Genomic DNA, 21,396 nt, shown 5'->3' with positions numbered 1-21,396 from the left:
GCGTTGGGCAGCCGGATGCGCCCTATCAGGTCGAATTGACCGTCGACTTCAAAGGTGACACCCGAATTCTTTCGACGGACCGCGTCGTCGCGCGCAACGAGTTCGGCGAACCCGAATTCCTCATCGCACTTTTCGAAGACGTCACCGACAAGCAGGCGCTGTCACGTGAACTGGCACGCGCCAAGCAGTTTCTGGAGCTGGTCGTCGACAACATTCCGGTCGCCGTCACTGTGCAGAACACCGCCGACGGCCGCTATCTGCTCGCCAACCGCGGCGCCGAGATCATTCTCAACCGCCGCCGCGAAGATGCCACTGGGCTCACCACAGCGGAAATCTTCAATCCGCGCGAGGCGCGGCTGATCGGCGAGCGCGACGAGTTGGCGCTGCGCAAAGGCGGCATGATGGTCGAGGAGCACCCGATCTCGACTGCCGCCGGGCTCCGGCTGTTCGTCACGCGGCGGATGACCGTCGCCGACGAGGCCGGCGGCACCAGCTATCTGATCAAGACCCATGTCGACGTCACCGACCGGCGCCAGACCGAGGCGCGAATGGCCCACATGGCCTATCACGACGGCCTCACCAATCTGCCCAACCGCTCGGCCTTCCTCAAAGCGCTGACGCAGATGATCGACGCCAGCCAGACGTCGGGCGAACAGTTCGCCGTGCTGTCCTGCGATCTCGACGGGTTGAAAGAGATCAACGACGTGTTCGGCCATGCCACCGGCGACAAGTTGCTGATCGCGGTCGCACGCGAGATCGAAAATGCATCGCGCGGCGGCCTGGTGGCGCGGCTCAGCGGCGACGAGTTCGGCCTGATCATCGACGGCAGGCAACCGGAGGCCGGCCTCGCGCTGGCCGAGACTGTGACGGCGGCCGCGGCCCACGGCTTCGTGGTCGACGACAAGACGGTGCGGATCGGCATCACCACGGGCATCGCGCTTTATCCGGACAACGGCACCGACGCGGCCGCGCTGCTCGCCAATGCGGGTGCGGCTCTGTTCCGCGCCAAGGCCGAAGCGCGCGGCTCGGTGACCGTGTTCCACCCCGAGATGGACATGCAGATCCGCGACCGCCGGGCGCTGCATCAGGATCTCGCCAACGCCATCTGCAACGGCGAGCTGTCGCTGCACTATCAGCCGCAGGCCTCGACCAAGGGCCGCGTCGGCGACGTCGACATCGTCGGCTTCGAGGCGCTGGCTCGCTGGCATCACCCGGTCCGCGGCTCCGTGCCGCCCGGCGTGTTTATCCCGCTTGCCGAAGAGAGCGGACTGATCGTCGAGATGGGCGAGTGGATTCTGCGCGAAGCCTGCCGGCAGGCCGCGTCGTGGTCGAGGCCGCTGCAGGTCGCGGTCAACCTGTCGCCGGCTCAGTTCCTGAAGACCGATCTGGTCGCCTTCGTCCATCAAGTGCTGCTCGACACCGGGCTACACCCGAGCCGGCTCGAGCTCGAAATCACCGAGGGTGTGCTGATCGACGATTTCGATCGCGGCCTGTCGCTGCTGCGCCGGTTGAAGGCGCTCGGCGTCCGCGTTTCGATGGACGATTTCGGCAGCGGCTACTCGTCGCTGACCTATCTGCAGGCGTTCCCGTTCGACAAGATCAAGATCGACCGCGCCTTCATCATGAACCTCGGCCGCAACCCGCAATCCGCCGCGATCGTGCGCGCGGTGATCGGGCTCGGCCACGGCCTCGGCGTCACGCTGGTGGCCGAAGGCGTCGAGACCCAGGACCAGCTCGACTTCCTGGTCGAAGAGCACTGCGACGCCGTGCAGGGCTATCTGATCGGCAAGCCGGCGCCGATCGAGCGCTACGGCCATCTGGTCGGCGCGGCTTTGCCCCCCGACGCAGTCCGCTTCGCCTGAGCTGCGCCTCACGCTTCTATCCACACCTGCCGGTTCTGCCGCGCCGCAATCCGCTGTAGAAAGCACGGGAGCGGGGTGGTGCGATGACGGGTGCAGACACGAGCGCAGGCGCTGGGGCGCTGCTGCTGCGGATTGATGCGGTCGAGAAACGGTTCGGCGGCTTCACCGCTGTCGACAAGCTGTCGCTCGACATCAAGGCCGGCGAGTTTTTCGCGCTGCTCGGCCCGAGCGGTTGCGGCAAGACCACGCTGCTGCGGATGTTGGCCGGCTTCGAGGCGCCGGACGCCGGGCGTATCCTGCTGGACGGCGAGGACATCGCCGCGGTGCTGCCGCATCAGCGCCCGGTCAACATGATGTTTCAGAACTACGCTCTGTTTCCGCATCTGTCGGTGGCGAACAACATCGCCTTCGGGCTCCGCCGCGAGGGCCTGCCGCGCAAGGAGATCAAGGCGCGCGTCGCCGAGATGGTGGCGCTGGTCCGGCTCGAAGGGCTGGAGAAGCGCAAGCCCGATCAGCTGTCGGGCGGTCAACAGCAGCGCGTCGCCCTGGCACGCGCGCTGGCGCGGCGACCGAGATTGCTGCTGCTCGACGAGCCGATGGCGGCGCTCGACAAGAAACTGCGCGAGAGTACGCAGCTCGAACTGATGGCGCTGCAGAAGCGGCTCGGCACGTCCTTCGTCATCGTCACCCACGATCAGCAGGAGGCGATGACGGTGGCGGATCGCATCGGCGTCATGAATGCCGGCCGGCTCGAGCAGGTGGCGACGCCGCGCCGGCTCTACGAGGCGCCGGCAACGCGTTGGGTCGCCGAGTTCGTCGGCGACGTCAACATGCTGGAAGGCCGCGTCGAACGTCGCGACGGCGGCCGGCTGATCGTCGCGACCACTGCGGCCGGCGAGGTCACCGTCGCCGCGCCGTCGCAGCCGAGTGCGGCGGACGAGATCTGCATCGCGATCCGGCCGGAGAAAATCCGGCTTTCGCTGCGCGGGCCGGTCGATAGCGCCGCGCAGGCCGGCGCGCTCAACCGGCTGAACGGGACCGTCACCGACATCGGCTATCTCGGTGGCTCGACCAGCTACAAAGTGAAGCTCGATAGCGGCGCGTTGCTGACTGCCACCATGGCCAATATCGCGAAGCTCGATGTCGATGCCTATCATGTGGGTCAGCACGTGGTGGCGTGGTTCTCGCCCGACGATTGCGTGGTGCTGGAGCGATGAGCGGGCGGCCGATCTTCACCCGGCCGGCGCGGCTCGCCGCGATCGCGCCGTATCTGTGGATGGCGCTGTTCTTCCTGGTGCCGTTCGGCTTCGTCATCAAGATCGCGCTGTCGCAGACCGCGGTTGCGCAGCCGCCTTATATTCCGGTGTTCGACCTGACGGCCGGATGGGCGGCGCTGAAAGCGTCGTTCGCCGCGCTGGCGGCGGAGAATTTCCGACTGATCGCTTCCGACGATCTGTATCTGTCGTCCTATCTGCGCAGCCTTGGCGTCGCGGCGGTGTCGACCAGCCTGCTGCTGATCATCGGCTATCCGATCGCCTATGCAATGGCGCGGCTGCCGCGCGGCTGGCAGCCGGTCGCGATGATGCTGGTGATCATCCCGTTCTGGACCTCGTTCCTGATCCGCATCTATGCCTGGATCAACATCCTGCAGCATGACGGCCTGCTCAATCAGATGCTGCTGACGCTGCACTTCGTCTCCAAGCCCGTAGTGTGGCTGTCGACCGACACCGCGATGTATATCGGCATCGTCTATTCCTATCTGCCGTTCATGGTGCTGCCGCTTTACGCGACGCTGGCCAAGCTGCCGGCCTCGCTGACCGAAGCCGCCGCCGATCTCGGCGCCTCTCCGCTTCGCGCATTCTGGTCGGTGACCTTCCCACTGTCGCTGCCGGGTATCGGCGCCGGCGTGCTGCTGTGCTTCATCCCGATCGTGGGCGAGTTCGTGATACCCGACCTGCTCGCCGGTTCGGACTCGCTCATGATCGGGCAGACGCTGTGGCTGGAGTTCTTCACCAATCGCGACTGGCCGGTGGCCTCGGCGATTGCGGTGGTGCTGCTGGCGCTGCTGCTGATCCCGCTGCTGATCTACGAGCGCGTCCAGCGCCGCCAGCTCGAGGGGAGGCGGTGATGGATATGGTGGAGCTGTCTGGAAGCGCTGCATTGTCCTTTTTGGCAGGGCCATCGCAGATTGGCTTTTTCGGCTGGTGCGAGGATCACCCTCCCCTGGAGGGGGAGGGTCGCTCGCATAGCGAGCGGGGAGGGGTGGCGAAGAGTTCATCCGCCGTGCTCGCGGCTCACCCCACCCCGTCACGCACTCCGCTGCGCGGATTGCGTGCCGACCCTCCCCCTCAAGGGGAGGGTGAAGAGAGCGCCGCCGCGTTGGCCCGCGAGGTTTCGTATCTGGCCGCCCTGCCCAGCGCGGAGGAGAGTGCGCTATGAAGCTCTCCCGATTCAACCTCGCGTCGCTGACGCTCGGGCTGGCGTTTCTATATCTGCCGATCGTCATCCTGGTGATCTACTCGTTCAACGCCTCGCGCTTGGTCACGGTGTGGGGCGGCTGGTCGCTGAACTGGTACCGGGAATTGCTGCGCGATCAGGCGATGCTCGATGCCGCCTGGATGAGCTTTCGGGTCGCGGCCACATCGGCCTCGGCAGCGGCGGTGCTCGGCACGTTGGCGGCGGTGGCGCTGTCGCGCGGCGGGCATTTCAAGGGGCGCACGCTGTTCTCCGGCATGCTGTACGCGCCGCTGGTGATGCCCGAAGTCATCACTGGCCTGTCGCTCCTGCTGTTGTTCGTCGCCATCAATGCCGAGCGCGGATTCTGGACGGTGACGATCGCCCACACCACGCTGACGATGTGCTTCGTCACTGTCGTGGTGCAGTCGCGCCTGCACGCGCTCGATCGCAGCATCGAGGAGGCCGCGATGGATCTCGGCTGCGCTCCGGTCGAAGCTTTTCTCCGCGCGACGCTGCCGCTGATCTGGCCGTCGATCGCCGCCGGCTGGATGCTGGCCTTCGCGCTGTCGCTCGACGATCTGGTGATCGCCAGCTTCACCACCGGCCCCGGCTCGGCGACGCTGCCGATCCGCATCTACTCGGAGGTCCGCCTTGGCGTGAAGCCGGAGATCAACGCCATCTGCACGCTGATCATCGCGGTGGTGACTGTCGTGATCATCATCGCCTCGGCGGCGTCGAAACTGTCGAAGACACAGGCCGAGAGCGCGGCGCCGATGTAAGTTGCTATTTCGGCGAAACCCGCCCCCCGTCATTGCGAGGAGCGAAGCGACGAAGCAATCCAGCTCAGTGCACGGAGCTGGATTGCTTCGCTTCGCTCGCAATGACGGGGATAAGTCGTGCCGATTCTTACTATCCACTCGTGCCGCCGTCTTCCTGAGGTGCGAGCGCAGCGAGCCTCGAAGGATGGCTGCAAGCGCGCGGTGGTCATCCTTCGAGGCTCGCCCTGGCGGGCGAGCACCTCAGGATGACGACAGTGTGTGTAGCTAGCGCTTAGTTCGCCTTCGGCTCCGTGGGCGCCGGCGTTGCCGTCGGGGGCGTGGGGCGCGGCGGGATGTCCAAATCGGCGTCGGTGTCCGGTTTCTTGCCGCCGGTGAAGCGTTCCAGCACGGAGCGGACGGCCTCGCGGGTCTTCTTGTCCTTCACCGCATCGAGCAGCGGTGCGGACGCCGGCGAGCGGCGGATCAGGCTTTCGGGATCGGGGAAGATCAGGGGATCCTCCCACGGGCCCTGCACGATGAACGGCAGCTCAAAGCCGGCCGCTGCGCCCGAGGCGGTAGCCAGGCTGGCGACGCCCTTGAGGTCGTATTCGCGTGCCGGCACCGAGGCGGTGCCGGTCAAGGAGATGCGTGCCGAGGGGCCTTCGATGCGAATGTCGTCGGCGGTCGCGATGCCATCGGCGAAATGGACCGAGACGGTGAGCTTGTCGAACGGCGTCTTGCCGCTCCTGAAATTGCCGCCACCCGACAGCGGCCGTCGCTCCAGCCGCTTGAGCAATTGTTCGACATTGAAACCGGTGATGGCGCCGTCGTGGCCGGTGAGCAGCGCGGTACCGTCGAGCGATTGCGCGAGACCGAACGGGCTCGAGCCCGAGGCCTCCAGCGCGATGTTGAGATCGCCGCGGCCGGACAGATTGCGCACGCCGAGCAGATCGGCGGCGCAGCTTTCCAATTCGACATCGCTGAGCTGGAATTGTGCCTTGACGTTCGCGGCGTCCTTGTCGCGCGCGATGCCGAGCGTGCCGCGGGCAGTGCCGCCATAAATCTGCGCCTCGCCGACGCTCAGCGCCAACGCGCCGCTGCGCAAGTTGGCGCTCAGCGCGGTGCGTCCGACCATCGACGAGCCGATCGCCACTTTGGCGGCCGACAGCCGCACGTCGAGATCGACCGGATTGGTCGAGGACAGATCGAACAGTTGCCTGTTCCAATCGCGCGCGCCGCTGGCAAGCAGACGTATCGTCGACAGATACGGCGTGATGTCGATGGTGCCGGCGGCGAGCGTCGCCTGCAGGCCCTGATGGCCACCGGCGACCGTGTAGGTCATGACGCCTTCGGCGACGTTCTTATCGAGCTCGATATTGACGTTGGTGAGCGCCACCGACGGGCCGACCAGATTGGCCCGCGCTTTCAGCGAGAACCGGCCGAAGCCGCCGGCGCCGGGCGGCTCCTGGCCGGCCCAGCGCAGCGCATTGCGTAGCGACGGACTATCGGCGGCGAGGATCCCGTCCAGCACCAGGCTGGCCTTGTTGGCGACGGTGCCGTCGAAGGCGATCTTGATCGGCGCGCCGGCGATGCGCAGCTTCAGCCCGGAGCGATCGCCTGCGAGCGCGGCGATGAAATCGGTGATGGTGATCGAGCCGTCGATCCGCTCGCCGCGCCAGTCGAACTGTCCGGCAGCGGCGAAGGTGCGGGAGATCGACGGCCACGCCAGTGACAGGTCGATGTCGCCGAGATGCTCGTCGATGTGACTCGAATCGTCGCGATAGCTGAGTACGCCGTCCTGCAGCCGGATCTCCGAGAACGACACCTGGTCGTCGAGGCCGGGCTTCATGGTTCGCGTCAGCGAGCGGACGAACGGCGTCCAGTTGCTCTCGCCGTCGGGGCTGCGCACCACGTTGATGGCCGGCCGCGCCATCACCACGTCGGCGATTTCGAAACGCCCGAGCAGCAGCGGCAGCAGCCGCAGATTTGCGGTCAGCCTGTCGACGCGCAGCGCCGGATCGCCGTCGCCGTCGTCATTGCCCTTCAGCCGCACCTGGTTGAAGGTGACCATCGAGCGCGGGAAGATCGCCACGTCGATGGCGCCGTCGACCGTCAGTTCAAGGCCGGTGGCGGCGCGCAGCTGCTGCTCGACCGCCTGACGCATGGCGCCGCGGTCGATCGCCAGCGACAGGGCGAAGGCGCCGATGACGGCGAGCACGATCAGCGCCGCAGTCGCTATCCCGAGGCGCTTGATTCCGTTCGCCATCGCTTGTGATGATCCGATCAGTGATAGTTCGCCGTTTGCGTCCCCGGACGCTGTCCGGCTTTGCTCGAAAGGCTTGGTCGCGGCCGCGGCCGGCAGGCCCCGTCGGGCCGGAAGGCGGGCCGCAACTTGATCGGTTTTCTTGGCCCTTTCAAGGCCTTCCGCCGGGGCGAGGGGTCCGATTGACGGCTCCTGCGAATTACGCCTAATTATCGCCGCCGCTAAAGCTCGTTCCTCCACCGGGCCGCTTCGCCGCCTGGCCTCTTCGGGTTGTTCAGCATGAAAAAGGTCTATCCCGACGCCAAGTCGGCCCTCGACGGCATCCTGCGCGACGGGATGATGGTGATGTCCGGCGGCTTCGGCCTGTGCGGGATCGCCGAATGGCTGTCCGACGCGCTGCGCGAATCGGGGGTCAAGGACCTCACGGTGGTGTCGAACAACGCCGGCGTCGACGGCATCGGCCTCAGCCGTCTGCTCGAAACCCGGCAGATCAAGAAGATGATCTCGTCCTACGTGGGCGAGAACAAGCTGTTTGCCCAGCAGTACCTCGCCGGCGAACTCGAGCTCGAATTCTGCCCGCAGGGCACGCTGGCCGAGCGCATCCGCGCCGGCGGTGCCGGCATTCCGGCGTTCTTCACCAAGACGGGCGTCGGCACGCTGGTGGCCGAAGGCAAGGAAGTTCGCGAATTCGACGGCGAGAAATACGTGATGGAGCGGGGCCTGTTCGCCGACATCGCCATCGTGCACGCCTGGAAGGGCGATACCGAGGGCAATCTCGTCTATCGCAAGACCGCGCGTAACTTCAATCCGATGATGGCGACCGCCGCCAAGATCACCATTGCCGAAGTCGAGCATCTGGTGCCGGCCGGCGAGATCGATCCCGACCACATCCACACGCCCGGCATCTTCGTGCAGCGCATCGTCGAAGTCGGCACCTCGAAGAAGCACATCGAGCAGCGCACCACCCGCAAGCGCCCGGTCGCGGCGAGCTGAGGAGAGATCTGATGGCCTGGACCCGCGAACAGATGGCCGCCCGCGCCGCCAAGGAATTGCGCGACGGCTTCTACGTCAATCTCGGCATCGGCATTCCGACGCTGGTGTCGAACTACATTCCGGACGGCGTCGACGTCGTGCTGCAGAGTGAAAACGGCATGCTCGGCATGGGCCCGTTCCCCTACGAGGGTGACGAAGATCCGGACCTGATCAATGCCGGCAAGCAGACCGTCACCGAGCTGCCGACCACCAGCTACTTCTCGTCCGCCGACTCGTTCGCGATGGTTCGCGGCGGCCACATCGATCTGTCGATCCTCGGCGCCATGCAGGTCGCCCAGAACGGCGACCTCGCCAACTGGATGATCCCCGGCAAGATGGTCAAGGGCATGGGCGGCGCCATGGACCTCGTCGCCGGCGTCAAGCGCGTCGTCGTGGTGATGGAGCACTCCGCCAAGGACGGCCCCAAGCTGCTCAAGCAATGCAACCTGCCGCTGACCGGCCAGCGCGTCGTCGACATGGTGGTCACCGACCTCGCGGTTTTCACCATCGACAAGCACGGCAACGACGGCATGGCTCTCATCGAACTCGCCGACGGCGTGACGCTGGACGAGGTCAAAGCCAAGACCGAAGCCGACTTTCGCGTGGCGCTGAAGAACGCGTAGTTCGGGGCTTTCGAACCAAAGGGTGGGCAAAGGCGCGCAGCGCCGTGCGCACGCGACTACGTTCTTGGAATTTCATGCAAGCCGGTCGTGGGCACGCTTCGCTTTGCCCACCCTACGATCGACCCTAGCGGCCGCTACTTCAACCGCTCCAGCAGAGCCAAAAACTCCGCGCGCTCGTCCTTGGTGAGCGGCGACAGCGTTTCGCGGGTGATATCGTGGGCCAGCGGGATCGAGCGCTCGGTCAGCGCGGCACCGGTTGGGGTCAGCGCCACCAAGAGGCGGCGGCCGTCTTCGGGATCGGGGCTGGTCTCGACCAGATCGCGCTTCATCAGGCGGTCGACAACGCCCTTGATCGTGGCGGCGTCCATCGCAGTGTAGCGGCCGAGCAGGTTCTGCGAGCACGGCCCGACTTCGTAGAGCTTGGACAGCGCCGCCCACTGCGTCATCGTCAGGTCTTCGCCCATCTGGGCGACAAAGATCGTGGCATGACGCTGCAGCACCTGCCGCAGCACGAAGCCGACCTGGCTGTCGAGCAAGTAGCTGGGCTTGCTCCGCCGGCGCTTCACCAAAGCTTCTGATCTCGTGGCCAATGTCCCGTCTTTCGTGCCGTCGGTTTACACCGCGAGGTAAGCGTCGCGAACTTCGGGATGCGCTTCGAGTTCGGCGATCGTGCCGGAGAATCGCATGCGCCCCTTTTCGATGATATAGGCGCGGTCGCAGATCAGCTTGGCGAAATGCAAATTCTGCTCCGAAATGACGATGCTCAGCCCTTCGCGCTTCATCGCCAGGATGGCGTCGGCCATCTGCTCGACGATCTTCGGCGCGAGACCTTCGGACGGCTCGTCGAGCAGCACCAGCGACGGATTGCCCATCAGGGTGCGGCCGATACTGAGCATCTGCTGCTCGCCGCCGCTCATCTCGCCGCCGAGCCGCTTGCGCATTTCGCCGAGATTTGGAAACAGCGTGTAGATGCGGTCCTGCGACCACGCAGCGACGCCCTCGCGCGGCTTCTGCCGGCCGACCTCGAAGTTTTCCTCGACGGTGAGGTCGGTGAAGATGCGGCGATCCTCCGGCACGTAGCCGAGGCCGCGCCGCACGATCTCGTAGGACGGCAGCCGCGAGATATCTTCGCCCTCGAACTTGACCTGACCGGAGCGGCCGGAGACGAGACCCACCACGGAGCGAAACGTCGTGCTCTTGCCGGCGCCGTTACGGCCGAGCAGGGCGACGACTTCGCCTTTGCCGACCTCGAGAGCGACGTCGAACAGGATGTGGGCGCGGCCATAGAAGCTGTTCAGCCCCGCTACTTCGAGCTTCATGACACGGCCTCTTCGCGGTGCTTGGCGTCGTACAGCAGTCCCTCGCCGAGATAGATCGCCTGGACGTGCGGATCGCGGCGCACTTCCTGCGGGGTGCCGCGAGCGATCAGTTCGCCGCGATTCAACACCATCACCTCGTCGGCGTGTTCGAACACCACGTCCATATCGTGTTCGGTGAACAGCACGCCGATGTCCTTGGCGCGGGCGATGCCGGCGGTCAGCCTCATCAGCTCGACGCGCTCCTTCGGCGCCATGCCGGCGGTCGGCTCGTCCATCAGCAAGAGCTTCGGCTGATTGGCGAGGGCGACTGCGAGTTCGAGCCGCTTGAGATCGCCGTAAGCGAGCTCGCCGCACGGCCGGTCGGCCTGCTGCGTCATGCCGACGAGATCGAGCAGGCGGTCGGCTTCGTCCCGGTGGCTGGCGCCCGCATAGCCCAGCATCGACCATAGCCGGCTGTGATAGGACAAGAGCGCGACCTGAACATTCTCGCGCACGGTCATCGACGAAAACGTCGCGGTGATCTGGAAGGTGCGGCCGACGCCGCGGCGCCACACCGCGCGCGGCGGCAGGCCGACAATCTCTTCGCCAGCGATGCGGATCGAGCCGGCGTCGGGCTCGATCTGGCCGTTGAGCATGTTGAAGCAGGTGCTCTTGCCGGCGCCGTTAGGGCCGATCAGCGCGAGGATCTGGCCGGCCTGCACGGCGAACGAGACGCCCTTCACCGCGTGCACGCCGGAATAGGACTTCACCAGTCCGCTGACTTCGAGGAGCGCGGTCATTCGGCTGCCTTCATGTTGATGCCGAGCGAGTCCGGAACGTCGGCGCCGGTCGGCGTGCGCGGACGGCGATGGCGGATGTGCTCGATGAAGCCGACGATGCCCTTGGGCGAGGCGACGACCAGCAGCACGATGATGGCGCCGAGAATGAGCTTGGACAGATCGGTCTGGCTCATCAGCCAGATCGCCAGCGCCTTGTAGACGATGGCGCCGACGACTGCGCCCGACACTGTCTCGATGCCGCCGAGCAGCACCATCACCAGGCCGTCGACCGAGATCGGGATGGCGAGCGAGTCGGGAAACACCGAGCCCTTGAGGAATGCGAACAGTGCGCCGGCCAGTCCGGCGAACGTTCCGGACACCACGAAGGCGGCCCATTGCACCGACTTACGATTGATGCCGATGGCGTCGGCGCGCAGCGTGCTGTCCCGCGCGGCGCGCAGGCCGAAGCCGAACGGCGAGAACACCAGCATGCGCAGCAGCGCGACGCCGACGACCGCGATGCCGAGCGTCAGCCAGAAGAAACCCTGCGGGCTCGACGCCCAGCGCGCCGGCCAGATGCCGAGCAGCCCGTTGTCGCCGCCGGTGACCTCGACCCATTGGAACGTTACCGACCAGATGATCTGGGCGAAGGCCAGCGTCAGCATGGCGAAGTACACGCCGGTCAGGCGGACGCAGAACCAGCCGGACACGATGGCGCCGAGCATGCCGAACAGCGGGCCGATGAGCAGCGCCACGCCCATCGGCGCACCGAGGAATTTCACCGCGAACGCCGCGCCGTAAGCGCCGAGGCCGAAATAGGCGGCGTGGCCGAACGAAGCGAGGCCGCCGACCGTCATCATGAAGTGCAGGCTGGAGGCGAACAGCACGAACACCAGGATTTCCGAGCCGACGCTGAGCGTGTAGTCGCCGGCGAACAGCGGCAGCAGCGCCGCCATCGCCACGATCAGCGCGACCCCGATGCGCTCGATCTGCGTCATCGGCTTCCACGGCCGGAACGATAGCCCCGCGGCGGCGCGCGGCGCCCGCTCGGGCTTGCCGAGCAGGCCGAACGGCCGCACCACCAGCACCACCGCCATCACCAGGAACACCGCGATCAACGAGATTTTCGGCAGCACCAGGATGCCCAGCGCGTTGAGCTCGGACACCAGCACGGCGGCGAAGAACGCGCCGGTCACCGAACCGAGGCCGCCGATCACCACGACGACGAACACCTCGACGATGATCGACAGGTCCATCGCATGGGTGACGGTGGTGCGGGGTATCTGCAGCGCGCCGCCGAGTGCGGCGAGGAAAACACCGAGAGCGAACACGCTGGTGAACAGCCACTTCTGATTGACGCCGAGGCAGGCGACCATGTCGCGGTCCTGCGTGGCGGCGCGCACCAGCACGCCCCAGCGGGTGCGGTGAAACAGCAGCCACAACAGGCCGAGTACCAACGGGCCGAGCACGATCAGCAACGCGTCGTAGCTCGGGATGCGGCGGCCGAACAGTTCGAAGGCGCCGGTGAAGCCCGGGGCGCGCGGGCCCATCAGATCGTCGGGCCCCCAGATCAGCACGACGAGGTCCTGCACCATCAGGGTGACGCCGAACGTGGCGAGCAATTGAAACAACTCCGGCGCCTGATAGATGCGCCGCAGCAGCACCATCTCCATCAGCGCGCCGAGCGCGGCGACGATCAGGCTGGCGACGACGAGGCCGCCCCAGAAGCCGAGCGGACCGGCGAAACGGCTGGTCAGTGTGTAAGCCATATAGGCGCCGAGCATGTAGAACGCGCCGTGGGCGAAGTTCACGATGCGGGTGACGCCGAAAATGATCGATAGGCCAGACGCGACGAGGAAGAGCGACGCTGCGCTGGCAAGTCCGCTGAGGGCCTGGACCAGAAGGAGTTCCACGTTCGCGCCTTTCGTTGCCGTCTGGGTAGCGACGATCATGTGCCGACCGCCGGAGCCTTACGAGGCGGAGCGTGGACGCTCCGCCTCGCGTGATGCATTGGTTAGTTGGCCGGACGCAGCTTGGCGGCGTCGGCTTCGCTCGGCAGATAGTCGGCGCCCTTCTTGAAGGCGAAATCGACCATCACGCCCTTGCCGTCCTTCTTGGCGGTCTTGCCCACATAGGCACCGAGCGTCGATTGGTGATCGGCGGCGCGGTACACGATCGGACCGAACGGCGTGTCGACCTTGAGGCCCTTCATGGCCTTGACCAGGCCGGCTGTGGAGTGATCGTCGGTGGCGTTGAGGACGGCGGCGATCGACTTGACGGTCGAGTAGCCGACGACCGAGCCGAGCCGCGGATAGTCCTTGTAGGCCGCCTGATAGGCGTCGAGGAACGCCTGATGTTCGGGCGTCTTGATGCCGTACCAGGGATAGCCGGTGACGATCCAGCCTTCCGGCGTCTCGTCCTTCAGCGGATCGAGATATTCCGGCTCGCCGGTGAGATAGCTCACGACCGAGCGGTTCTGGAACACGCCGCGGGTGTTGCCTTCGCGGACCAGCTTGACGAGATCGCCGGCGAAGGTGGCGTTGAGGATGGCGTCCGGCTTGGCGGCGTCGATCGCCTGCAGCACCGGGCCGGCGTCGATCTTGCCGAGCGGCGGCCATTGTTCGGCGACGAACTCGACGTCGGGCCGCTTCTTGGTCAGCAGTTCTTTGAAGACCGCCACGAAGGATTGGCCGAATTCGTAATTCGGCGCGATCGTCGCCCATTTCTTGGCCGGAAGCTTGGCGGCTTCCTCGGCCAGCATAGAGGCTTGCATGTAGTTGGAGGGGCGCAGCCGGAAGGTGTAGTCGTTGCCCTTCGACCAGACGATCGCGTCGGTCAGCGGCTCGGCGGCGATGTAGAGGATCTCCTTCTGCTTGGCGAAATCCGACAGCGCCAGGCCGATATTGGAGAGGAATCCGCCGGCGATCAGCACGACGCCATCGCGCGATACCAATTCGTTGGCGGCGGTCACTGCGTCGCCCGGCTTGCCGCCATCGTCTTTGGTGATGACGACCAGCTTCTTGCCTTTGATGCCGCCGGCATCGTTGATCTGCTTCAGCGCCAGCTCCATGCCCTTGCGATAGGGCTCGGTGAAGGCCGGCAGAGCCGAGTAGGAATTGATCTCGCCGACCTTGATTTCGCCCTGCTGGGCATGTGCGGCGCCAGACGCGATTAGCAACGCCGACAACGCCAGTCCTGCTACGTATTTCATCCGTTCAAGCCCTCCTGTTTCGATTCAGCCCAGTTCAACGCAGTCCGTCTTCACCCCTGATCTCGGCGGTCGTCAGCCCGCCGACGCGCGGCAAAGGACGACCCGAGTCGGTCACCGCCACCGCGACGACGATTTCATTGGCGCGCGGCGCATCCGGTACGTTGACCTGCATGCCGTTGAAATGGCTGCGCACGAACGCCGCATCCTTGTGACCGAGCGGAATATCGAGTTCGGCGCCGAGCCCTCCGCGGCGCTTCGACGACGGGATCAACGCGGCGCCCTTGCCGAGCACCTTGCGGACCGGCGCGCCCATTTTCGGGTGCAGCAGCGCGGCGGCATGTTCGAGCTCGCCGTTCTCGCCGACCAGCGCGGCTTTGCCGTAGCTTTCGGCTTTGCTGCCCTCGATGCCGAGCGCCGCCACGGCCTTCGCGGCAAGGAGGCCGCCGAGCTCGTCGCCGATCTCGATCAGCTCGGACAGGTCTTCGACGTAGCGGCCGGCGAACGGGTTCTCGATCACCGCGATCGCCGCGGCCTGCCGCGTCGGCGGCGTCACCGTGCGGCCCATCTCGGTCAACGTCTCTTCGAGGACGACGACGATCTTGCGGATCTTGGCTTTCATCGCAGTCCGTCCTCGCCCTTGATATCAGCCGCCGCCAGTCCGCCGACGCGCGCATGGACGCGCGGGCCGCAGCTCATCACCAGCACCAGCGCGATCTCGTCCGCTTTCGGCGCGTCCGGCACGCCGACTTCCATGGCGTCGAAGTGACTGCGCACGTAGGAGGCGTTGGTGTGGGTGATCGGCACGTCGAGCCGCGTGCCGGGACCGCCGACCTTCTTGGTCGAAGGCACGATCGCCTTGGCGTCGCCGAGGATTTCGCGCATCGCGTAGCCGCCCGGCACGTGCCACAGCGCACCGTGTTCGAGCTCGCCGGCGGCGCCGACGATGGCCCCCTTGCCGTAGCCGTCGATCGTCTTGGCATCGCCACCCAGCGCCTGCAGCAGCTCGTTAGCGAGCGCGATGCCCAGCGGCGTGAGATCGTCCATGAAGCCGACGATCTGTTCGACATAGCGGCCGGCGAACGGGTTCTCGATCACCGCGATGATGGCGCCGCGCTTGCGCGGGCTCGCCGCGACCGGGCCGCCTTCGTGAAACACCTCTTCGGTGATCAGCAGCTTCTTGCGGACTTTGACTTCAGGCATCGACGAGTTCCAGGTGCGATTGAAGGAGTAGGCCGTTGGTTGCGCCGGTGCTGACGCAGTCACCCTGCAAATGCAGTGCCGCGTCGCAGATCAGGCCGCGTGATACGAGATTGTTTGCCACCGCCAGACCAGCGGCGAGTGCGGCGGCGCGTTCGCGCGCCGAGAATGTCGGCACATCGCGCGTGACGCGGAGCGAGCCGAGGTCGTTGTCGGGCTGCAACTCGCACGCCGCTTCGCGCACGATGCCCGGATGGTCAGGCAGGTCGACCGCATTGGCGATGACAGTGGCGGCGGCATCGGCCATCGCGGCGGTGGGTGCCAGCACGGTCACCGCATCGGCGATGCCGAGCGAGAAGCTGCGTCCGCGCCAGCCGCTGGTCGCGATACCGCGGGCTGGACCGGCGGCATCGAGCGTCGCGGTGCCGACGATCTGCGGCCGATCCGGCCTTGCCACGAGACCGACCGTGTAGCTGCTACCCGCCGGCAGATGCAGCGCGATGTCTCCGCCGTTGTTGACATAGGCGCGGTCGATGCCGGGACCGATCAGCGCCTGCAGAACATGTTCGGCGACCGCGCCGGCGACCGCCGCCATCGGAGTGATGAAAATATCCGCGGCAAACGGCGCGACGGCTTCGGCCATGCGCCGTGCGACGGGATGCGCGAAGGGTAGGGGCTCGGCGCCGGCCGGCTTGCGCAGGCCGGCGAGCTCGGCGCACAGCGCATCGAGTAGTCCAGAGAGCCGGTGTGCGGCGCGGGCGAAAGCGGCCTGCACGGCGCGCGGCTCTCCGCTGGCTTCGATGATCAGGTCGATCGGCCCGTCATTGAGATGCAGCCGCCGTCCGTCCGCAAGCAGCGCCGCTTGCATCGCGCGTCCTGAAACAGCTGAGGGAAGCGGCGACGCGGCGGCCATGGCTCACCCGAACGATCGTTTGGCGCCGTTCGGCGACAGCGGCCACGGATTGTCGGCGTGCGGCGCGATGGCGCGCTGGCTGTCGTCGGCCTTCATCGACGACACGCGGCGGACTTCGTCCATGTGGCCGCCGAGTTCGGCGTAGTCCGACAGCCGCAGCGTGAACTCGATCGGCGCGACGAGAGCGGGCGTCGGCACGTAGCCGAAGGCGTTCTCCGGCATGCGCATTACGTCGACCATGAAGGTGATGCCGCCGCCGGGATAGACATACACCGGCGCGCCGCCGCAGGTGACGTAGGTCAGCGCGTCCTTCACCGAGCGGGTGAGGCGGACAGGATCCTCGGTGACGCCTGAGCGTAGCGAGCCACCGGCGCCGGCCATGAACAGCACCGTCGACAGCGCCGGTTCGCAATTGTCGCGGATGCGGGCGCAGGAGGCGACAAGGCCGGGCGGCATGTCCTTCGGCTGCGGAACCAGATTGTCGTCGAGCTCGAAGTAAGCGGCGTGCTCGCCGGTGGTCGAGATGAAGAACAGCCGCAGCCCCGGCCATGCCACCTTCTTGTCGAACGGGCCGATGATCGACAGCGGATCGGAAATGTTTGTGCCGCCCCAGCCGGTGCCGGGCTCGGCGACCTGGAAGTAACGGCCGGGCGTCGAGCGCCGGCCTTTCATCTTGATGCCGGTATCCGGCACGCCGAGCAGCTTGCCGGCCTGATGTTCGGACAACACGCCGGTGATGTGATCGTCGACCACGACGACTTCGTCGACCTGTCCGTACCACTGCTTGGCGAACATGCCGATAGTGGCCGAGCCGCAGCCGACGCGCATGCGCTCCTCGGTGATGCCGTTGACGATCGGCGCCTTGCCGGCCTGCACCACCACGGTGGAACCGCCATCGATCGTCAGTTCGACCGGCTTGCGATTGCACAAATCGAGCAGCACGTCGCAGGTGACGCGGCCTTCCTTCTTGCCGCCGCCGGTGAGGTGATGCACGCCGCCGAGCGACAGCATCTGCGAGCCGTATTCCGAGGTAGTGACGTGGCCGACCGCTTCGCCGTCGGCGCGCACCACGGATTGTTCGGGGCCGAGGAAGCGGTCGGTGTCGATCTTCACCTTGACGCCGCAATAGCTGAAGATGCCCTCGGTCACGACCGTCACCATGTCGACGCCGCTGACTTCGGAGGCGACGATGAACGGCGCGGGCTTGTAGTCCGGATAGGTGGTGCCGGCGCCGATCGCTGTGACGAAGGTGTGGCCTTCGGCGATCAGCTTGCCGTCCCACGAGCCGTCGCGATGGAACGGCACCACGGCGCCGCCTTCGGCAAGCGTGCGGTCGAGCAGCACGTGCGGATCGACGCGCACCAATTCGCCGGCATTGTTGGCGTAGCGATCGCAGGCGCCGCTCATCCCCGGCTTGATGTAGCACATCACCGGGCAGGCATCGCAGCGTATCCGGCCGTCGCTCGCCGGGCCTGCGCTGGTCACGTCGTCCTGCATCCGCTTCCGGCCTCGCTGCGAACCGGGAAAACCCGGCCGGTCCAATTTGTATGTATACGAATGAAATCGCCAGCCCGGCGACAAGTCAAGCACAACGAATAAGCATGCACTGCACAAACTCACATCGCGCTGCACACGGCGCTTGACGATATTCATTGGTACAGAAACAATCCTCCGAACGTTCCGGGTAGCGCTTAGGATCGGCCTTGCTGCGACGACCGATGATCAACCTGACAGGAATAAGCCGCGCCGCTGCAGACGAGCCTTCGGTGATGAGGCGCGGCTGATGCAAGCGGATCTTGGCGATACTGTTGCCTTCACCGTCAACGGCACGCCGTGCCGTTTCGACCTGCCGCGCGACACCAAGTTGATCTACGTGCTGCGCAACGATCTTGGGCTGAATGGGCCGAAGTTCGGCTGCGGCCTCGGCGAATGCGGCGCCTGTACGGTGCTGGTCGACGGCGTTCCGGCGCGCTCCTGCGTGCTCACGCTGAAGACGGTGGAAGGGCGGTCAATCACCACGCTCGAAGGTCTGGGCTCGCTCGCGGCGCTGCATCCTGTGCAGAAGGCGTTCATCGATGCCCAGGCGGCGCAGTGCGGCTATTGTCTCAACGGGATGATCATGACAGCGACGGCGCTGCTGGCGCGCAATCCGCATCCGACGCTCGATCAGGTGCGCGAAGCGCTCCGCTACAATCTGTGCCGCTGTGGCACGCATGTCGAAATCCTGAGCGCCGTGATGGCGGCAGCCGGCGTCCCGCAGGCCGCCGCGCTGGTGGATGAAGCCGCGCGCGGCGAGGCGTCATGAGCGAGCCGACACCGTCACCGAACGAACTCCTCGGCCGCGACGGCACGCTCGCCGTGCTGCGGCCGTCGCAGCACGTCAAAGGTCTGGTGCCGACGGCGCCACCGCCGGACGGCGCGCTCGACCTCTTCGTGTTCCTCGACGATGGTGGTCAGGTGCTGGCGTTCAGCGGCCATGTCGATCTCGGCACCGGTATTCGCACCGCCTTCGCGCAGATCGTCGCCGAAGAACTCGACGTGCCGTTTGGCCGCGTCACCATGGTGCTCGGCCACACCTCGGGGACGCCGAACCAGGGCGCGACCATCGCCAGCGACAGCATCCAGGTCACCGCGGTGCCGCTGCGCAAGGCGGCGGCGCAGGCGCGGCGGCATCTGGTCGCACGCGCGGCCGAACTGCTGGACGTGCCTGTGGATGAGCTCACCGTCACCGACGGCGTGGTGCATCCGTGCGATGGTCGCAACGTTGGCCTTTCCTACACCGAGCTATTGAAGGGCCGACAGGACCGGCTGATGCTGGCCGACGACGTCGCGCTGAAGCCCGTCGCCGAGCATCGTATCGTCGGTCAGCGCATGCCGCGAGTCGATATTCCGGCCAAGGCGACCGGCGACTTTGTCTACGTCCACGACGTCCGTGTGCCAGGAATGCTGCACGGCCGCGTGGTGCGGCCGCCTTATGCCGGCATCGACGCCGGGCCGTTCATTGCTAACAGCCTGATCAAAGTGAACGAAGCTTCGGTCGCGCATATTCGCGGACTCGTCGCGGTCGTGACGATGCGCGATTTCGTCGGCGTTGTCGCCGAGCGCGAGGAGCAAGCCATCGAGGCCGCGCGGCTGCTCGAGGTCGAGTGGAAGCCGCCGCCGCCGCTGCCCGACCTGAACGACCTCGCCACCGCACTCCGCGCCAATCCGGCGACGCCGCGCACGCTGCACGAGCGCGGCGACGTCGAGCGTGCGCGCGCCGACGCCGCGGTGCCGCTCGATCGCAGCTATGTCTGGCCGTATCAGATGCACGGCTCGATCGGGCCGTCCTGCGCGGTCGCCGATGTCCAGGGCGGCTTCGCCCGCGTCTGGGCCGGCACGCAGAATCCTTATCCGCTGCGGCTCGATCTCTCGATTTTGCTCGGCTTTCCCGAGCAGAACATCGAGGTGCTGCGCTTCGAGGCCGCCGGCTGTTACGGCCGCAACTGCGCCGACGATGTCGCCGCCGACGCTGCGCTGCTGTCGCAGGCGGTAGGGCGACCGGTGCGCGTCCAGCTCACGCGCGAGCAGGAGCACGCCTGGGAGCCCAAGGGCGCCGCGCAGCTAATGGAGATTTCGGGCGGCCTCAATGCCGACGGCAGTCCGGCGGCCTACGACTTCGCGACGCGCTACCCGTCGAACGCCGCGACGACGCTGGCGCTTCTGCTCACCGGCCGGGTGCCGGCGGACAATCCGGTGTTCGAGATGGGCGATCGCACCGCGATCCCGCCTTACGCCTACGACAACATCCGCGTCAAAGTGCACGACATGGCGCCGATCGTGCGGGCGGCGTGGCTGCGCGGCGTCTCGGCGCTGCCGAATTCGTTTGCGCACGAGAGTTACATCGACGAGCTCGCGACCGAGGCCGGCGTCGATCCGGTCGAGTATCGGCTGCGCTATCTGCACGATCCGCGCGCCGTCGATCTGGTCAAGGAAGTTGCCGCGCGCTCGGGCTGGGTGCATCGCACCGGGCCGCGCCGCGAAGTCGTCGAGGGTGATGTCACGCGCGGCCAGGGCTTCGCCTACGCGCTGTATGTGCACTCCAAGTTTCCCGGCTACGGCGCGGCGTGGTCGGCCTGGGTCGCCGATGTCGAAGTCAACAACGCGACCGGTGACGTGGCGGTGAAGCGGGTGGTGGTGGGCCAGGATTCCGGACTGATGATCAATCCCGCCGGGATCGAGCACCAGATCCACGGCAACGTCATCCAGTCGACCAGCCGCGCGCTGAAGGAAGAAGTCAGCTTCACCGGCACGGCGGTGGCCGACAAGGAGTGGGGCGCTTATCCGATCCTGACGTTCCCCGAAGTGCCGGTGATCAACGTCGTGCTGATGCCGCGGCCCGACGATCCGCCGCTCGGCTCCGGCGAGTCGGCGTCGGTGCCGTCGGCCGCCGCCATCGCCAACGCGATCTTCGACGCCACCGGCGTGCGGCTGCGCGAGCCGCCATTCACGCCGGAGCGCGTCCGTGCTGCTCTCGGCCGGCCGCTGCCGCCGCCCGAGCCGCCAGCGCCGCCGAAGAAGAAGTCGTGGTTCGCGCTCGCCGGCGCGGCGCTCGCCGGAGCGCTCGGCATGGCGGCGCTGGCGCTGCCGATCCGCGGCGCGATCGCGCCGATCACGCCGCCCGATCCGGCGTCGTTCTCCGCCGACATGATCGCGCGCGGCGCGCAGCTCGCCGGCCTCGGCGGCTGCATGACCTGCCACACGCTGCCCGGCGGCGTCGCCAATGCCGGCGGCCGTCCGATCGAGACGCCGTTCGGTACGGTTTATTCGACCAATCTGACGCCAGATCCTGAAACCGGCATCGGCGCCTGGTCCTACGCGGCGTTCGAGCGCGCGATGCGCGAGGGTATCGGGCGCGATGGCTCGCATCTCTATCCGGCTTTTCCCTACGCGTCGTTCACCCACACCTCCGACACCGACCTGCAGGCGCTGTACGCGTATCTGATGAGTCAGCCGGCGGGAAG

At 66.5% G+C, this 21,396-nt stretch carries 18 protein-coding genes; 8 read left to right on the top strand and 10 right to left on the bottom strand.

Annotated features, from left to right (window positions below; all coding sequences use genetic code 11):
- From I5M_RS17440 to I5M_RS17425, 4 genes are all read left to right on the top strand, one after another.
- Window positions 1-1,862: bifunctional diguanylate cyclase/phosphodiesterase (locus I5M_RS17440; protein WP_022722568.1), on the top strand; the 1,862-nt coding region annotated here is incomplete at its 5' end.
- A gap of 83 nt (window positions 1,863-1,945) precedes the next feature.
- Window positions 1,946-3,079: an ABC transporter ATP-binding protein gene (locus tag I5M_RS17435; protein WP_022722567.1), complete on the top strand. Its 1,134-nt coding sequence runs from the start codon at window positions 1,946-1,948 to the stop codon at window positions 3,077-3,079.
- Window positions 3,076-3,990 (top strand): ABC transporter permease, encoded by a 915-nt coding sequence (locus tag I5M_RS17430; RefSeq protein WP_022722566.1) that lies wholly within the window; start codon window positions 3,076-3,078, stop codon window positions 3,988-3,990. Before I5M_RS17435 ends, I5M_RS17430 begins: the two co-directional genes overlap by 4 nt.
- Before the next feature lie 307 nt (window positions 3,991-4,297).
- Window positions 4,298-5,098 carry an ABC transporter permease gene (locus tag I5M_RS17425; RefSeq protein WP_022722565.1) on the top strand — a complete coding sequence of 267 codons (801 nt, stop codon included), beginning with the start codon at window positions 4,298-4,300 and terminating at the stop codon, window positions 5,096-5,098.
- A gap of 271 nt (window positions 5,099-5,369) precedes the next feature.
- Here the strand turns inward: I5M_RS17425 and I5M_RS17420 are convergent, their stop codons facing one another.
- Window positions 5,370-7,343, bottom strand: coding sequence for an AsmA family protein (locus I5M_RS17420; RefSeq protein WP_022722564.1), 1,974 nt, complete (start codon window positions 7,341-7,343; stop codon window positions 5,370-5,372).
- A 276-nt stretch (window positions 7,344-7,619) separates the two neighbouring features.
- On the opposite strand from I5M_RS17420, the gene I5M_RS17415 reads away from it, so the two are divergent.
- Entirely contained in the window at window positions 7,620-8,333 is a 714-nt protein-coding gene (locus tag I5M_RS17415; RefSeq protein ID WP_022722563.1) for a CoA transferase subunit A, read from the top strand.
- An 11-nt stretch (window positions 8,334-8,344) separates the two neighbouring features.
- Window positions 8,345-8,995, top strand: a complete 651-nt coding sequence (locus tag I5M_RS17410; protein WP_022722562.1) for a 3-oxoacid CoA-transferase subunit B — start codon at window positions 8,345-8,347, stop codon at window positions 8,993-8,995.
- Between the two features lie 134 nt (window positions 8,996-9,129).
- On the opposite strand, the gene I5M_RS17405 is transcribed toward I5M_RS17410, so the two are convergent.
- From I5M_RS17405 to I5M_RS17365, 9 genes are all read right to left on the bottom strand, one after another.
- Entirely contained in the window at window positions 9,130-9,561 is a 432-nt protein-coding gene (locus I5M_RS17405; protein WP_307706518.1) for a MarR family winged helix-turn-helix transcriptional regulator, read from the bottom strand.
- A 48-nt stretch (window positions 9,562-9,609) separates the two neighbouring features.
- Entirely contained in the window at window positions 9,610-10,314 is a 705-nt protein-coding gene (locus I5M_RS17400) for an ABC transporter ATP-binding protein (RefSeq protein ID WP_022722560.1), read from the bottom strand.
- Window positions 10,311-11,093 carry an ABC transporter ATP-binding protein gene (locus I5M_RS17395; RefSeq protein WP_022722559.1) on the bottom strand — a complete coding sequence of 261 codons (783 nt, stop codon included), beginning with the start codon at window positions 11,091-11,093 and terminating at the stop codon, window positions 10,311-10,313. Before I5M_RS17395 ends, I5M_RS17400 begins: the two co-directional genes overlap by 4 nt.
- Window positions 11,090-13,024 carry an ABC transporter permease gene (locus I5M_RS17390; RefSeq protein ID WP_022722558.1) on the bottom strand — a complete coding sequence of 645 codons (1,935 nt, stop codon included), beginning with the start codon at window positions 13,022-13,024 and terminating at the stop codon, window positions 11,090-11,092. Before I5M_RS17390 ends, I5M_RS17395 begins: the two co-directional genes overlap by 4 nt.
- A 62-nt stretch (window positions 13,025-13,086) precedes the next feature.
- Entirely contained in the window at window positions 13,087-14,283 is a 1,197-nt protein-coding gene (locus tag I5M_RS17385; RefSeq protein ID WP_022722557.1) for an ABC transporter substrate-binding protein, read from the bottom strand.
- A 34-nt stretch (window positions 14,284-14,317) separates the two neighbouring features.
- On the bottom strand, window positions 14,318-14,902 hold the full coding sequence (locus I5M_RS17380; protein ID WP_022722556.1) for an amino acid synthesis family protein: 585 nt from the start codon (window positions 14,900-14,902) through the stop codon (window positions 14,318-14,320).
- On the bottom strand, window positions 14,899-15,483 hold the full coding sequence (locus I5M_RS17375; protein WP_022722555.1) for an amino acid synthesis family protein: 585 nt from the start codon (window positions 15,481-15,483) through the stop codon (window positions 14,899-14,901). The genes I5M_RS17380 and I5M_RS17375 overlap by 4 nt, the downstream gene beginning before the upstream one ends.
- A complete protein-coding gene (locus tag I5M_RS17370) occupies window positions 15,476-16,348 on the bottom strand; it encodes a UPF0280 family protein (RefSeq protein WP_022722554.1) in 873 nt (290 codons plus the stop codon). The genes I5M_RS17375 and I5M_RS17370 overlap by 8 nt, the downstream gene beginning before the upstream one ends.
- 48 nt (window positions 16,349-16,396) lie before the next feature.
- The gene (locus I5M_RS17365) at window positions 16,397-17,821 is read right to left on the bottom strand and encodes a 6-hydroxynicotinate reductase (RefSeq protein ID WP_376738688.1); all 1,425 of its coding nucleotides are present in this window, start codon (window positions 17,819-17,821) and stop codon (window positions 16,397-16,399) included.
- A gap of 355 nt (window positions 17,822-18,176) precedes the next feature.
- Between I5M_RS17365 and I5M_RS17360 the strand changes: the two genes are divergently transcribed.
- Both I5M_RS17360 and I5M_RS17355 read left to right on the top strand, forming a co-directional pair.
- On the top strand, window positions 18,177-18,698 hold the full coding sequence (locus I5M_RS17360; RefSeq protein ID WP_022722552.1) for a (2Fe-2S)-binding protein: 522 nt from the start codon (window positions 18,177-18,179) through the stop codon (window positions 18,696-18,698).
- On the top strand, window positions 18,695-21,396 hold a 2,702-nt coding region (locus I5M_RS17355), incomplete at its 3' end, for a molybdopterin cofactor-binding domain-containing protein (protein WP_022722551.1). The genes I5M_RS17360 and I5M_RS17355, both read left to right, overlap by 4 nt.

Source organism: Rhodopseudomonas sp. B29 (assembly GCF_000333455.1).
Classification (GTDB): domain Bacteria; phylum Pseudomonadota; class Alphaproteobacteria; order Rhizobiales; family Xanthobacteraceae; genus Rhodopseudomonas.
The sequence above is the reverse complement of the archived record's forward strand: the minus strand, read 5'-3'. Positions and strand labels throughout refer to the sequence as shown.